General features: G+C 60.7%; 15 protein-coding genes and 1 pseudogene. 9 read left to right on the top strand and 7 right to left on the bottom strand.

The window, feature by feature from the left end; genetic code table 11:
- The first annotated feature begins 103 nt into the window (after positions 1-103).
- The 3 genes from ACWPM9_RS15115 to ACWPM9_RS15105 all read left to right on the top strand — a co-directional run bounded on the left by ACWPM9_RS15115 (position 104) and on the right by ACWPM9_RS15105 (position 1,968).
- Positions 104-532, top strand: coding sequence for a Ros/MucR family transcriptional regulator (locus tag ACWPM9_RS15115; RefSeq protein ID WP_428185429.1), 429 nt, complete (start codon positions 104-106; stop codon positions 530-532).
- A gap of 211 nt (positions 533-743) precedes the next feature.
- Positions 744-1,157 carry a helix-turn-helix domain-containing protein gene (locus tag ACWPM9_RS15110; protein WP_484755660.1) on the top strand — a complete coding sequence of 138 codons (414 nt, stop codon included), beginning with the start codon at positions 744-746 and terminating at the stop codon, positions 1,155-1,157.
- Entirely contained in the window at positions 1,150-1,968 is an 819-nt protein-coding gene (locus ACWPM9_RS15105; RefSeq protein ID WP_484755659.1) for a DUF6456 domain-containing protein, read from the top strand. The genes ACWPM9_RS15110 and ACWPM9_RS15105 overlap by 8 nt, the downstream gene beginning before the upstream one ends.
- A gap of 12 nt (positions 1,969-1,980) precedes the next feature.
- On the opposite strand, the gene ACWPM9_RS15100 is transcribed toward ACWPM9_RS15105, so the two are convergent.
- On the bottom strand, positions 1,981-2,400 hold the full coding sequence (locus ACWPM9_RS15100) for a SufE family protein (protein ID WP_428185426.1): 420 nt from the start codon (positions 2,398-2,400) through the stop codon (positions 1,981-1,983).
- A 277-nt stretch (positions 2,401-2,677) separates the two neighbouring features.
- Positions 2,678-3,091, bottom strand: a complete 414-nt coding sequence (locus ACWPM9_RS15095; RefSeq protein ID WP_484755658.1) for a DUF5330 domain-containing protein — start codon at positions 3,089-3,091, stop codon at positions 2,678-2,680.
- Positions 3,092-3,507: 416 nt separating this feature from the next.
- Between ACWPM9_RS15095 and ACWPM9_RS15090 the strand changes: the two genes are divergently transcribed.
- Together ACWPM9_RS15090 and ACWPM9_RS15085 are read left to right on the top strand one after the other, a co-directional pair.
- Positions 3,508-5,094 carry a sensor histidine kinase gene (locus ACWPM9_RS15090; RefSeq protein WP_484755657.1) on the top strand — a complete coding sequence of 529 codons (1,587 nt, stop codon included), beginning with the start codon at positions 3,508-3,510 and terminating at the stop codon, positions 5,092-5,094.
- Positions 5,069-5,998: a peptidoglycan-binding domain-containing protein gene (locus tag ACWPM9_RS15085; RefSeq protein WP_484755656.1), complete on the top strand. Its 930-nt coding sequence runs from the start codon at positions 5,069-5,071 to the stop codon at positions 5,996-5,998. Before ACWPM9_RS15090 ends, ACWPM9_RS15085 begins: the two co-directional genes overlap by 26 nt.
- A 57-nt stretch (positions 5,999-6,055) precedes the next feature.
- On the opposite strand, the gene ACWPM9_RS15080 is transcribed toward ACWPM9_RS15085, so the two are convergent.
- Entirely contained in the window at positions 6,056-6,403 is a 348-nt protein-coding gene (locus tag ACWPM9_RS15080) for a DUF1491 family protein (RefSeq protein ID WP_428186463.1), read from the bottom strand.
- A 188-nt stretch (positions 6,404-6,591) separates the two neighbouring features.
- Here ACWPM9_RS15080 and ACWPM9_RS15075 point away from each other — a divergent pair, with 188 nt between their 5' ends.
- Together ACWPM9_RS15075 and ACWPM9_RS15070 are read left to right on the top strand one after the other, a co-directional pair.
- Positions 6,592-8,259 (top strand): BCCT family transporter, encoded by a 1,668-nt coding sequence (locus tag ACWPM9_RS15075; RefSeq protein WP_484755655.1) that lies wholly within the window; start codon positions 6,592-6,594, stop codon positions 8,257-8,259.
- Positions 8,260-8,369: 110 nt separating this feature from the next.
- Positions 8,370-8,996, top strand: coding sequence for an FMN-binding negative transcriptional regulator (locus ACWPM9_RS15070; RefSeq protein ID WP_484755654.1), 627 nt, complete (start codon positions 8,370-8,372; stop codon positions 8,994-8,996).
- Here the strand turns inward: ACWPM9_RS15070 and ACWPM9_RS15065 are convergent.
- The gene (locus tag ACWPM9_RS15065; RefSeq protein WP_484755653.1) at positions 8,980-9,183 is read right to left on the bottom strand and encodes a DUF1127 domain-containing protein; all 204 of its coding nucleotides are present in this window, start codon (positions 9,181-9,183) and stop codon (positions 8,980-8,982) included. The two genes, ACWPM9_RS15070 and ACWPM9_RS15065, sit on opposite strands and share 17 nt — an antisense overlap.
- A 104-nt stretch (positions 9,184-9,287) precedes the next feature.
- Here ACWPM9_RS15065 and ACWPM9_RS15060 point away from each other — a divergent pair.
- A pseudogene (locus ACWPM9_RS15060) lies at positions 9,288-10,171 on the top strand (LysR substrate-binding domain-containing protein).
- A gap of 51 nt (positions 10,172-10,222) precedes the next feature.
- On the opposite strand, the gene ACWPM9_RS15055 reads toward ACWPM9_RS15060, so the two are convergent.
- Positions 10,223-11,314, bottom strand: a complete 1,092-nt coding sequence (locus tag ACWPM9_RS15055) for a DUF2336 domain-containing protein (RefSeq protein WP_484757661.1) — start codon at positions 11,312-11,314, stop codon at positions 10,223-10,225.
- Between the two features lie 383 nt (positions 11,315-11,697).
- On the opposite strand from ACWPM9_RS15055, the gene ACWPM9_RS15050 reads away from it, so the two are divergent.
- Positions 11,698-11,904, top strand: a complete 207-nt coding sequence (locus tag ACWPM9_RS15050; RefSeq protein ID WP_428185418.1) for a hypothetical protein — start codon at positions 11,698-11,700, stop codon at positions 11,902-11,904.
- Positions 11,905-11,957: 53 nt separating this feature from the next.
- On the opposite strand, the gene ACWPM9_RS15045 is transcribed toward ACWPM9_RS15050, so the two are convergent.
- Positions 11,958-12,506, bottom strand: a complete 549-nt coding sequence (locus ACWPM9_RS15045; protein ID WP_484755652.1) for a DUF1254 domain-containing protein — start codon at positions 12,504-12,506, stop codon at positions 11,958-11,960.
- Positions 12,499-13,086, bottom strand: a complete 588-nt coding sequence (locus ACWPM9_RS15040) for a DUF1214 domain-containing protein (protein WP_428185416.1) — start codon at positions 13,084-13,086, stop codon at positions 12,499-12,501. The genes ACWPM9_RS15045 and ACWPM9_RS15040 overlap by 8 nt, the downstream gene beginning before the upstream one ends.
- Positions 13,087-13,131 lie beyond the last annotated feature (45 nt).

The raw sequence follows: 13,131 nt of genomic DNA, 5'->3' as shown, positions 1-13,131 counted from the left end.
GTGCGGGCCGGAAGTCGTTCATCGTCGAAACTGTTGGCTTGAAGGGAGATACGCTCGGCGGTGAGCGTATCGTTTTGCTGCTATAAACAGGAGTTACAATAATATGAGCGAAACTGCGTTGGGCTCGAACCAGAGTGTACTGGTTGAACTGACTGCGGATATCGTTGCGGCCTATGTAAGCAATCACGTCGTCCCGGTCTCCGAATTGGCCGGCCTCATTGGCGATGTTCACACGGCACTCAGCAACACCTCTGCCCCCACACCGGCCGTATCGGTCGTAGAGAAACAGAAGCCTGCGGTCGCAGTGCGCAAGTCGGTCCAGGACGATCAGATCATCTGCCTGGAATGTGGCGGCGCCTTCAAGTCTCTCAAGCGTCACCTCATGACCCATCATTCCCTCGCCCCCGAGGAATACCGGGAAAAGTGGGATCTGCCGGCCGACTATCCGATGGTTGCCCCAGCCTATGCCGAAGCGCGCTCGCGCCTTGCCAAGGAAATGGGTCTCGGCCAGCGTCGCAAGCGCGGCAAATAACCCGATATTCGGATCACATGAGAAAGCCGGGTCTCCCCCGAGGCCCGGCTTTTTCATATCTGGAATTTGGAATTAATTCCTAAAAATTGACGGGTGTTTTTACGCGAACCATATTGTAAAACAAAGTTTGTGAATGGCAGCGCGATCGAGGTCTGATTTGTATCTTGACGAATAGGTAAGAATATATTCCTATGTCGTCAGGAGTGGCGATATGATCTCTTTGAAACAACTCTCTGTGCCGGCGGTCCACCGTCCCAATCGGCTCCTCGATGCCGGGCACCATGGCAGTCGGGCGCATTTGCCGCCCAGGCTTGCCTGTCACCTCATATCTGACATGACGAAGGAGATGCTGGCGCTTGCTGGCCATTTCGGCCTGCTGCATCGCCACACGCGCCGCGCCGTCTGCCATGTCCGCCAGATTTCCATCTATGTCTGCCATGTGGCCATGCGTCTGCCGTATCGCGATATATCGCTGGCCTTCGGGCTCGATCGCAGCACCGTTTTCCATGCCTGCAGTGTGGTCGAGCGGCGTCGCGACGACCCCGATTTCGACGCTTTCATAACGACGCTCGAAAGAGTGGCGGCCACAGTCCTCAAAACCAGTGAAGGAGAGTACGATGTCTGACCGAAGACATGACAAAGCAGCAGTAAAAATGCTGGTGAGGCTTTTGCGAATGGCACTGGCTGGTCCTTTGACATGGCGCTCCGGCGATGGCGATACGATCCTGTTGATCGGCAAGGATGGTACGGAGTGCCCGTTTTCGCGCCAAACGCTCGCAAGCCTTCTCGCGCGCGGTCTCTTGCGGCAGGCGAATGGCCGGTATCAGGCAACCGGGGAGGTGCGACCCTATCTTCGTCGCCTGCTGATAGAGGAGGGCGAAGACGGTTTTCAGGCCCAGCACCGCGATGTCGTCGAAGACCACTTGCCAGCGCAAGAGGGTCTGCCGCGGCGTCTCGTTCGTCGCAACCGCGATGAGTCGCCATTGGCGCAGTTGGCGAAATTGCGCGACAAATCCGGACAGCCTTATTTTACCGCAGAGGCAATCGATGCCGGTGAACGTCTGGCGGCGGACTTTTATCGCGGCGGCCTGCAGCCACGCGTCACGGCACGCTGGGAGCCAAGGCTCGATACGCGCGGAAAGGGCGGGGCAGGCGGCGTGGCCGATTTGACGGAGACGGCACTGGCCGCCCGCATACGCTTTGCCCGCGCGGTCGAGGCCATGGGCCCCGATCTGTCCGGCGTGGCAGTCGATGTCTGCTGTTTCACCAAAGGCCTGGAACTGGTCGAGCGCGAACGGCTATGGCCCGCCCGCTCTGCCAAGCTGATGCTGCGCACCGCCCTTGCCGCACTCGCCCGCCACTACGATCCGCCCGGAAATGCGCGCGGGACCAGAGCCCGGCACTGGGGCATCGCCGACTATCGACCGGAGCTTTGAAGCTGCGCGCTGTCACCCGACCCGACGTGCGGCTTCCTCGCGGATACGCTGGATCATCGAGCGCAGGCCGTTGGCGCGCTGGGCAGACAGATGTTCGATCAGCCCGATTTTCGAAAACAGGTCGATCGCGTCCAGCTTGACGATTTCGGTGGCATGCCGTCCGGAATAGGCGGCAAGCACAATCGCCACCAGCCCACTGACGATATGCGCGTCGGAATCGCCCCGATAGGTGATCACCGGATCGGGACCGTCTTCCGAGGGTTCGGTCACAAGCCAGACCTGGCTTGCACAGCCCTTCACCTTGTTGTCTGGCGTGCGATCCTCTTCCGGCAGTTCCGGAAGCGCCTTGCCCAGTTCGATCACATAGCGGTAGCGGTCTTCCCAGTCTTCGAGATAGGAGAAGTCTTCGATAATCTCGTCGATCTTGCTCATCAGGCACCGCTTTCTTTATTCGCTGGGCGACGCGCACTCGCCAGGAGCACCGCTGTTTGCGATATAGGCCATATGCCGGCGAAAATGAACCGGCGCGCCGACGAAAAAAACCGCGAGGAAACAGGTTCCTCGCGGCTCAGCCAAAGGCTGCAGTTTTCATGCGGGCAGGCACGACAAGCGCCGGGACATCGTGTTCAAGAGAGAAACGGTCAATGACCCGGCACAGGATCTGGGGTGAGGGCCGCCGCGACGGCCCTGAATTCTGAAGGGGAAAGCCTCAGCGCGTCGGACGCTGCATCGGCACGGGAATGGAAGGTGTAATGGTACCGGTCACAAGAGCAGGCATCAGCTGGTCGTCGGCGCCAAGGACAGCCGTCTCCAGCTTGGCAGCACCGGTGCTCACGCCATCTTCTTCGGCAAGCTGGGTGTCGATAAAGCCGATGGCCACATAGGCACCCTCGCGGGCACGGTGTCCAAGCGCTGCAATCGTCTTTGCGCCCTTTTCGCAGACATCGGGTTTTTCAAGGCAGATCTGGGTCATATACTGGTAGATGCCGCTGGCAGCCGTCACGGCGCCGGCCACTTCGAAGGGCGGTGTTGGCTCGGTACTGGTATCGGGGCTGTTGCCGAAGAATGACAGGGCGACAAGCACCACCGTCAACCAGATTGTCCCTTTGATCAGAAACCACATTGTCTTGACCCATCCGTATTGCTGCCGGCTTCAGCCGGTTCTTCGCCGGTCATCCCGGCCTTGTTCCGTCAACCTAAGCCCGGTGTGCAAAGAACGATTTGCAAAACTCGCTCGGCTTTTCGGCAAATTCGTCTAAAAAGCCGAATTCCTGCATTTAATGTGTTTTTGTCTCAACTTGTTCCGGTCATCGTTAAGCATGTTTGCGGCAGACATGCGGCACCGTAGGGCATTTCACCTCGTCTGAGCTGTGAATAGGTTAATTTCTATGTGGAAATAAGCGCTTACCCCCCGTTAACCACGTTTTTCATTGCCTGTCCGGATGTCTCATTTCGGGTCGTTCTGCGCCTTCCCGGGGCGGCTCGAAGCCTCCGCCTTATCTTTTCTTTAAGCGCCCGGGCCTAATGTCGGGCTTCGAAATGAACCCATATCGGGATGTGTATTGCGTGCGAGTTTTGAGTAACATTGCTGGATCGGCTTTGACGGTTTTCCGTCGCGCGTCGGGTATCGGCCAGGAGCAGGCAGCCGAGGCAGAGGATTCGGCTCAGCACGAAGCGATGCTTCTGCGCCGTCTGGCCATCGGCTTTGCCCTTCCGCTCGTTGCCCTTCCAAGTGCCTTGTCCTTCACGCTCGGCCCCGCCATCGCCATGCCCTTCGGTTTCGCGGTCGTGCTGGCCGCCTTCCTGTTGACGGCCGTTCTGGTGCTCGGCATCTCGCGCGCAAACAGCCAGATGCCCAACGCGGCGGAAAATTCCGCAACGCTGCCGGCAATAACCTCTGCCGTCTGCCCGGGTCTGATTGTCTCTCTGGATCCCTCGGGCCATGTCCTGGCACTGGACGGTCGTGATCGCGACAGCTTCATGTCTTATATGCGCGACCCGATGGGGCGCGCCCTTGCCGAACAATTCTATGTCTCCGACCGCATTCCGTTCCTCAGCGCATTGGATACGCTGCGCCAGGGAGCCGATACAGCCAAGGCTGACGTTCGCCTGGAACGCTCGTCTCTGGACCGTGCCCTGGCGCAATTCGCCACTGTTCGTCTCGACCTGACGGCAGCACGCGCAGCAGACGGCAGCCTTCTTGGCTTTACCGGTCAGATGCTCGACGTGGCCGGCGAGATGCAGCTGCGTGGCGAAGTCGATACCTTAAAGGATGAGGCAGAGGCCGCAAACGAGACCAAATCACGGTTTCTGGCAGCCGTCAGTCATGAACTGCGCACGCCGCTCAATGCCATTCTCGGCTTTTCCGATATCCTCGCCGGCGAATATTTCGGCAAGCTCGAAAACGACCGCCAGCGCGAATATGTGCAACTGATCCGCCAGTCCGGCGCGCATCTTCTGTCCGTGGTCAACGCCATGCTCGACATGTCGCGCATCGAGGCCGGTCGCTATGAACTGATGGTCGAGCCTTTTGTCGTCAGCACCGCCGTCAAGGATTGCGAAAACATGCTGGCCCTTCAGGCCCGTGAAAAGGGTGTGGTGCTCACCAGCCGCATCGGTCGCGGTCTGGGAGAGGTGGTGGCCGATCAGCGTGCCCTGCGCCAGATCCTGATCAATCTCGTGGGCAACGCCATCAAGTTTACGGAACAGGGTGGCGCGGTCATTGTCGACGCGGTACTGGAAGCGGGCAATCTGAAGCTCGTCGTCAGCGATACCGGCATCGGCATTGCACCGGAAAAGATGGCCATTCTCGGCCAACCGTTTACCCAGGCCCATGACGAACTGTCCCGTCGCTACGAAGGCTCCGGCCTTGGACTGTCGCTGGTCAAGGGGCTGACGGCTCTTCATGGCGGCAGCTTCGAGATCGAAAGCCACCGGGGTGAGGGCACAGTCGTCACCATTCTCGTTCCGGCCGATGGGTCCGGCGTGAAGCTGGTCGCAAACGATGACGAGCATACCATGGTGGAGTTCCCGCCACGTCTCAAGGCTGCCAACAACAGTGATGCAAAGACCTTCGGGCAAGAAAAGGAAAACGTGATCAATGGCGCGAAAGCGAAAATCGCCTGAGCCGAAACCCGCAGCGCGCGCGCTGAGAGTTTTCACGCTCGGCGCCGCCGCATTCGGCCGGCTTGTCTCCCGGCATCCCGTCTTCTTCGGTGGCGCAACCTGTTTCGCCATCGTCTTCGGCTTCGTGGCCGCCAACGCGCTGTGGTATCAGCCGGGGCGCCACCCGTCGCCGTATCTGCGGACCCGTGACGCCAAGGACTTCTTTGCCCTGACCGGCGTCAACCAGAACCCCATGCTCAACCGCGATGCCGCGGACGTTGTGACCTATCGCATTGCCCGCGAGGGCGATGACACCAAGGCACCGGGCACCATGCCGGCCGCCGATGAACTGGCCACCAAGGCGCCCGAGCAATCCGATGCTGCCGGTCTCACCATGGCGGTCCAGCGCGAGTTGAAGCGACGCGGCCTTTATGACGGGGCAGATGACGGCGTATCCGGTCCCATGACCCGCGGTGCCATCATCGCCTTCCAGAAAACAGTTGGCATGGCCGAGACCGGCGAGGCGAGCCCGGAGCTTCTGGCAGCACTTCGTGTGGACAGCAGCGCCACTGCCGCTATTCCTCTGGCACGTCCTGCCGAAGATCTGAGCAAACCGTCCGCCGCCATCGATCCGGTTGCAGCCGCCATCCGCAGCGCCGAAAAGACGGTTGTCACGACGCCTGCTCAAAAGAACACATCCATGGTCATCCCGGATCCGGAAAGTCTGACTGAGCAGGCAAACCTGATCATGGAAATCCAGCGCGGCCTCTCCAACATCGCCTATGCCGATGTCAGCGTCGATGGCGTCGCCGGCGACCAGACCAAGGCCGCCATCCGCCACTTCGAGCGACACTACAGGCTGCCGGAGACCGGAGAGCCGAATGAAGCGGTGCTCAAGAAGCTGAAGTCCATCGGCGCACTGTGAGGGTCCAGGAGACCGGGGCATGAGCGGCAATCCTGCATCTACCGGACAGGAGCAGCACTAGTCCCCGCCGCTCACCGAAATCAGATCGCCAATCTCGTCGGTCTCGATCTCCACCACCCAGAGATCGCTGTCCCATGTCAATTCGCGCGCCAGCAGATCCCCGACCTCTGCCGCTTCGGCGCGTGAAAGCCGCACCTCGAATGTCCGGCCCAAATCCGCATCGTCGTCCATGGCAAAGCTCTGCGGTGCCGGCCCGTAAAGGGTTTCCAGACCGTCGCGAAAGCGTTGGCGGATGAACAGCGCGCCGGCGGATTCCGCCCCCTTGCGTTCGATCGCGGCAAAGCCGCCTTGGGAAAAGACGCGGCGAATAAGGGCGGAGGCAAAGATATCTGTCTTGAGGCGCATGGCAGCGGTGTAACCGACGGGAAGACTTGGGGGAAGGGGGATTGCCTTCGGCATTATGCGCCCTAGCTTGTCCACAAGCGCCGATACATGATTTTGCCGTAATTTGCATTGGTGCTCATTAATTGCAATAACGGCGCACTTGGCCTCGGCTGAGCCGGGGTCCATCTGATGCATACAGGGGGACATCTATGAACGACACTCCGCACGATGCTGACAACAGCACCGCTCAGGAAGGCGTTGAAGCCGTTCCTGCTCCACAGGGGGCGACCGAAGTCATCACCACGGACTACGAAATCGGTCAGGATAACATCAACTACCGCCGCCGCTTCGTCTTCGAGCTCGACATTCACAATGTCGTCTTCAGCGTTTCGGCACTTTCGATCTTTGCCTTCACCATCATCACGCTCATTTTCCAGTCCACGCTCGAGCCCGTTTTCACCGGCTTGCGCGATACGCTGACGGGAAGCCTCGACTGGTTCTTCCTTCTGTCGGGCAACATCTTCCTGCTGCTGGCGCTGGTGCTGATCTTCACGCCCTATGGCAAGATCAGGCTCGGCGGACCGGATGCAAAACCGGATTTCCGCTATCTGTCATGGTTCTCCATGCTGTTTGCCGCCGGCATGGGCATCGGTTTGATGTTCTATGGTGTGTCCGAACCGCTGGGCAATTACACCGCAGCCTTTGGCGGACCGGTCTTCGAAGATGGCGTGCGCACCGACTGGGCACCCTTGGATGGTGCCGTTGGCGATGCCGAGGGATCGAGACGGCTCGCCATGGCGGCCACGATCTTCCATTGGGCACTGCACCCCTGGGCAATCTATGCCATCGTTGCTTTGTCGCTGGCGCTCTTTGCCTATAACAAGGGACTTCCGCTCACCCTGCGCTCGGTCTTCTACCCCATTCTGGGCGAGCGCGTCTGGGGTTGGCCGGGCCATGTCATCGACATCCTCGCCGTCTTTGCCACCCTGTTCGGCCTGGCAACCTCTCTGGGTATCGGTGCGCAACAGGCATCGGCGGGTCTCGACTTCCTGTTCGGTTTCGCGTCCAGCACCGGCGAGATGGTCTTCCTGATCATCATCATCACCGGTATTGCCACGGCCTCGGTGGTTGCCGGCATGGAACGCGGCGTAAGGCTCCTGTCGGAAATCAACATGGGGCTGGCCCTGTTGCTGTTGCTGTTCATCATCTTCTTTGGACCGACAGCGCAGATCGCCTCCGGCATCTTCCTCAATCTGGCATCCTATGTCGAACATCTGCCGGCATTGTCGAACCCGTTTGGCCGCACCGACGATAACTTCCGTCAGGGCTGGACCGCGTTTTACTGGGCCTGGTGGATTTCGTGGTCGCCCTTCGTCGGCATGTTCATTGCCCGCGTCAGCCGGGGGCGCACCGTGCGCGAATTCCTGCTGGCCGTGCTGATCATCCCGTCGCTGGTGTCTGTCATCTGGATGACGGCGCTGGGTGGCACAGCCATCAGCCAGGTCGTCAACCAGGGCCTGACCTCGGTTCAGGATGCAGCCCTTGAACTGAAGCTGTTCGAAATGCTGTCGCATCTGCCGCTCACGGGCCTGACGTCCATGGTGGGGATCATCCTGGTCGTGGTCTTCTTCGTGACCTCGTCCGACAGCGGCTCGCTGGTCATCGACACCATTTCTGCCGGTGGCAAGGTCAATGCGCCTGTTCCGCAGCGTGTGTTCTGGGCCACCTTCGAAGGTCTGGTTGCCATCGCGCTTCTGCTCGGCGGCGGTCTCGTGGCCCTTCAGGCCATGGCCGTCTCCACCGGACTGCCCTTCACGCTGGTCCTGCTCGGCGCCTGCTTCGCGCTGGTCAAGGGCCTCTCGGCAGAGCCCCGCTAAAAACGGACGGAGGCGCCGGTCCCCGGCCGGCGCCTCCTCATCCACCGCTGTGGATTTGTTTTTGCGCCATCTCAGGCTATATCGGTCACAGTCCAGCCGTGGAGATGCCGATGTACACCCCGCCCGCATTCGCTGAAGACGACCATTCGTCGCTGATCGCCATGATCCGCGCCTGCCGTCTTGCCCAGTTCGTGACAGCCAGCACCGACGGTCCGATTGCCACGGCATTGCCGATGTTCATCGATGAGGCGGAAGGCGAGATGGGCGTGCTCTATGGTCATGTGGCGCGCGCCAATCCCCATTGGCAGGCCCCCGTCCGGGGCAATGCCCTGGTTCTCTTCATGGGAGCCGATGCCTATATTTCGCCGTCCTGGTATGCGGCCAAGGCCGAGCATGGCAAGGTCGTGCCGACGTGGAATTATGAGGCAGTCGAGGCGCGCGGTCCGGTCGAATTCTTCGATGATCCGGATCGCCTGCACGCCGTCGTCAGCCGCCTGACCGATCTGCATGAGAGCGGGCGTTCAAGCCCCTGGGCGGTCAGCGACGCACCGGCGGCCTATATCAAGGCCCATATGCGCGGCATTGTCGGCCTGCGCATTCCCATCACCGCGCTTCAGGGCAAGCGCAAGATGAGCCAGAACAGAACGCAGGCTGACCGCAGGGGCGTTTCCGAGGGGCTGGCCGCAAGCGACCGTCCTTCCGACCGAAATGTCGCCCCGCTCATTCCCACGGACTGACGATCCGTCGATAGTCTCGTTCCTTGCTCATCTTGCGGGCCTGTTCCCGCGTCAACCCCAGATCGTCCAGCAGGTGGTCTGACGGTCTGGCTGCGATCATCTTCAATTCATTCCGTAGCATGGATGAACGACGCCATCGCTTGATGAGGCGCCAAAGGGCAATGGCAAGGCTTCCAACGACATTCATGTGCTCCACTCCCGTTAACGAATGAACCCATCATCGACGCCGCTGGACATTTTACAAACGAATAGTCATGATGGCAGGCATTCGAAAAACAGATTGCTAGATCCATGGCGTTACCCCTCGAAAGTGATCTCCTGCGAATCTTCCTCACGGTGGCCGAGGCGGAAAATGTGACCCATGCGGCAACGCTTCTGGGCCGCACCCAGTCCGCCGTCAGCATGCAGTCAAGCGTCTGGAAGAGGTGGCCGGCGCACCGCTTTTTGCCCGCGGTCCGCGCGGTATGGCGCTGACGGAAGATGGGGCGCGTCTCTTGCCCTATGCCCGCCGCATCGTCGGTCTGGTCGATGAGACCTCGGCGGCCATGCGCACCCGGCCGCTCGATGGCCCGGTCCGCATCGGCATTCCCGAAGAATACAGCACCACCATCCTGCCAAGGGCATTGGCGGCCTTTGCCGAACGCCATCCGGCAACCGAGGTCACGGTGCTGTGCGGCTATTCCTCGCAGCAAATGGCGGCCCTGGACAATGATGAGCTGGATCTGGCTGTCATCTTCGAATGGAGCGAGACCAATTCCGGCGAAGTTCTGGCTGTCGATCCGACCGTCTGGACAACCTCCGATGCCCATGGCTGTCATCACCAGAACCCGGTTCCCATCGCCATCTACCTGCGCTCGAGCTGGTGCCGCGATTTTGCCATCCGCGCGCTGGAACAGCACACCATCGCCTACCGCATTGCCTATAGCTGCGACACCAGCAACAGTCTGCGCGCCGCCGTTACCGCGGGCCTCGGCATTGCTCCTCTGGCCCGCAGCAACATCCCGCCCGGCTGCCGCGAGCTGACATTGGCCGATGGTTTTCCGCCCGTCGACTCGTCCCGCGTCGTGCTCAAGCGCAACCCCAACCGAGCAGCCCCGGCCATAGACGGCCTGGCCGAGATGATCCGCGAAGCCTTCGGCCCGCTGTCGGGGATGCAGACGGCTGCGGCGGTTTAGAGATCATCTCGCAATGAATGCCGCCCTGCATGGAGCGGCATCGTCGCCGCCTCAGCGTCGACCTTTCAGTGCCAGCAATCTCTGGCGCGCATGCGAGGCTGTGTTTCGGGTGCCGGCGCTATTGCCCGATGCGTTGGCGGCCTGAAGCTTTGGCATCTCGTCCTGCGCCCTGTCGTCCGCGAAAGTGTAGCGATCGGCCTTGAGCCAGGCCTCGATCCGCTCCTCGCATTCCACCGGGTTGAGAGAGGCAAGCAGGTTGGCGGCACGATTGGCATCGGCGTCCATGCGGGCCAGCTGCGGATAGAGCCGCGTCAGCACATAGACCGCATCTTCGAAATTCATTGCAAGCCCGATCAGGGTGACCGCAAGCTGACGGCCGGAGATATCCAGCAGAATGCGTTCGGCCAGCCAGCGGCTGGAAGACATCGCATTGGCAAGCGTGGTGGCAAAGTGACCACCCTCGCGCGAACGGGCAAACCGCACCATCAGCGCTTCCTGCAGCGGCGACAGCGAGAAGAGACCGAGGCGGTCGCTTTCGGGGCGATGGAGATGGGCGCTCAGCGAACGGATCGTCTGGCGCAATTCTTCCTCGCGCATGCCGCGCTGCTCTTGCGGCTGAGCGATTGGGTTTGCCTGCGCAGCGGGCTTGGCCCTGGCCTCCATCGGGGCGGGCGTCTTGGCCGTTGCCACGGTTTGAACCGGTTCGGGTTTGGCAACCTGCGTCTCGTCCGGCGCGACCTTCATGAAACGCGGCGTCGCATTGTGAGCATGCGTCTTGTCGGCCGCCGTTCTGTGTTCGTGACGCAGTCCCACCAGCGCGTCGATGACCCGCGGCGACAGCGCCTCGCGGCGCACGATGGCGCGGGCATGGGCGGCCCCTTGTGTGCGGGCAATCAGGATCAGCAGATCGTCGCTCATGCAGGGCGAGGATGCCAGAAACGGCGCTGCAATCGAAATCGGTTGCGATGCGATGAAATGGGCCACGGCGGGCGGCACCTGCGGACTTTGCGACAGGGCGGCCACCGCCTGGCGTCTGGCCTCGTCGGAGGATGCCTGGAACAGCGGTGCAAACAGTTCTGCGAACTGGCGCAGTTCCGATTTGGACGGAAACGACAGGCTCTCCAAGCCCGAAACGGTCGCCATCAACACCACATCCTTTTTACGCACGGCCTCTGGCCGCTCCAATTCCCGAAACTGATTGTTCACAACTCAACCCACACAAACGCATCACATTTAATTCAATCTAGCTCTAATTCATTAGAAAGTTGTTAACTATCCTGTGGCGTCATATGATAGTTAGATCGAAGCAGTGATTTGTTTCGGTTGTCTGGGATCAGACGGCGTACGCGTTCCTGGCCTGAGGACTTTGGTCTGAAGGCCCATCGCGACGAGAACGGCGCAAATGCCTCTGGATTACGGCGCCAAATGACCGCGCCATCCGGAGATGCGCCAGCCCTTGAATATACAAGGGCAGGGTGAAATCGAGTTCTCTTCATCCGTCTCATGGCTTGCATTGGAGACGACACATGGCAGAGGTCATATCGATACATGAAAGGATCGCCCGTCAGCGTGGCAGGACATCGCCTGTCGACGGCGGCGAGGCGGCCATCCTTTTGTTCACCGGCATTCGTTACGAACGTTTTGAAGACAGCCCGGCAGCAGGAAAGCCCCTGCAAAACAAGGCCAAGCGCGTAGCCCGCGGCGTTGGAAAGAAGGATGTCGATCAGGCCTGAACAGGTCGAGATCAGCAGAGGTCGCGGCCCGTCCTGAAGGCCGAAGCCGCAGCCTAAAGCCCGGCGAACTGCGCACAGGCCGCTTCGCTCAGAAAGGCTTTGGCGCCCTCTTCGAAACTGGGCTGTGGCACCATGATGCGAAGCACCGCGTAACCGCTGCGCGCAGGCATTTCCACAATGATCGATTGCGAAAGAGCGTCCGGCGGTGCCCTGCGGATGCGGGCAACCTGCTGAGGCGAGGCGATCAGCACATCCAGCACCCCATCCACCGATGTCCGGTCATTCATGCTGAACACTTCATTGGCGTCGGCATCGAAAATGGCAACCGACCAGAATGTCCGCCCGTTTTGTGCCAAAAGCCGCACCGGTGCGGATGTCGTATCGAAATGGCACACCGCCGTCCTGAGAAACGGATCCATATTGGAGAGGCCCGCCTCGTCGATATCGGCCGATAGCGGATGGAAGTCGTTTGCCTCGCCCTCGGCCTGAACGCGCGTATAGGCGTCGCGTCCCGTGAAATGCGGCACCGACAAGATGATGATGATGTGCAGAACGGCAGCCCCGATCAGGCCGGTGGCAACGGCCAGCAAGACCTTATTCATGACCGCAGCCGATCTTCTCGACATTTGGCATGTCGAGATCGAGCAGGCCCGAATTGCCTGCAGCCGGCGTATCCAGCAGCCGCAGGATCAGCGTGAAATAGCCGGTATCCGGCAATGCCAGCCAGTTCATCGGCTTGGCGGTCGGCGACAGCGTGATGGCAAAGCTTCCATCCGGTTCGCGCAATACGGTACGGGAGTTGTAAGCCGCCGGCAGTTCCTGCGGGATCGGCAGGGGCTGGCCGGAAAGATCGGCGGCAAACAGCGTCCAGGCCCTCGCCTGTGGGGTGGTGCCGTGAATACGGTAGCTGCAGGTGCCGGTCAGGCGTTCGCCGTCATCATCTTCGGTCGCTGAAAATGTCAGCCCTTCGGCGCTCCCCAGCAGCAATAGTCCGGCGCGGGCCCGATGCGATTTGGCGTAAGGATCGGCTGCCTCGGTCTGGCCAAGCGGGTAGGCGGCCCAGGCACCGACATGAATGCCGCCTGCACCGGCAGAGGCATTGAGCGCAGAAATCGTCGAGCCGATACCGCCGCCAAAGGCAATCAGAAGAGCGACGGCAATGAGCAGCGGAACCCGGAACACGATGCGGTTCAAATCCTCGGTGAACGATTGTCGAGGGGTAGCCTG

Source organism: Agrobacterium sp. H141 (assembly GCF_057158725.1).
Note: the sequence above shows the minus strand (reverse complement) of the source record. Positions and strands in the feature narration are given on the sequence as shown.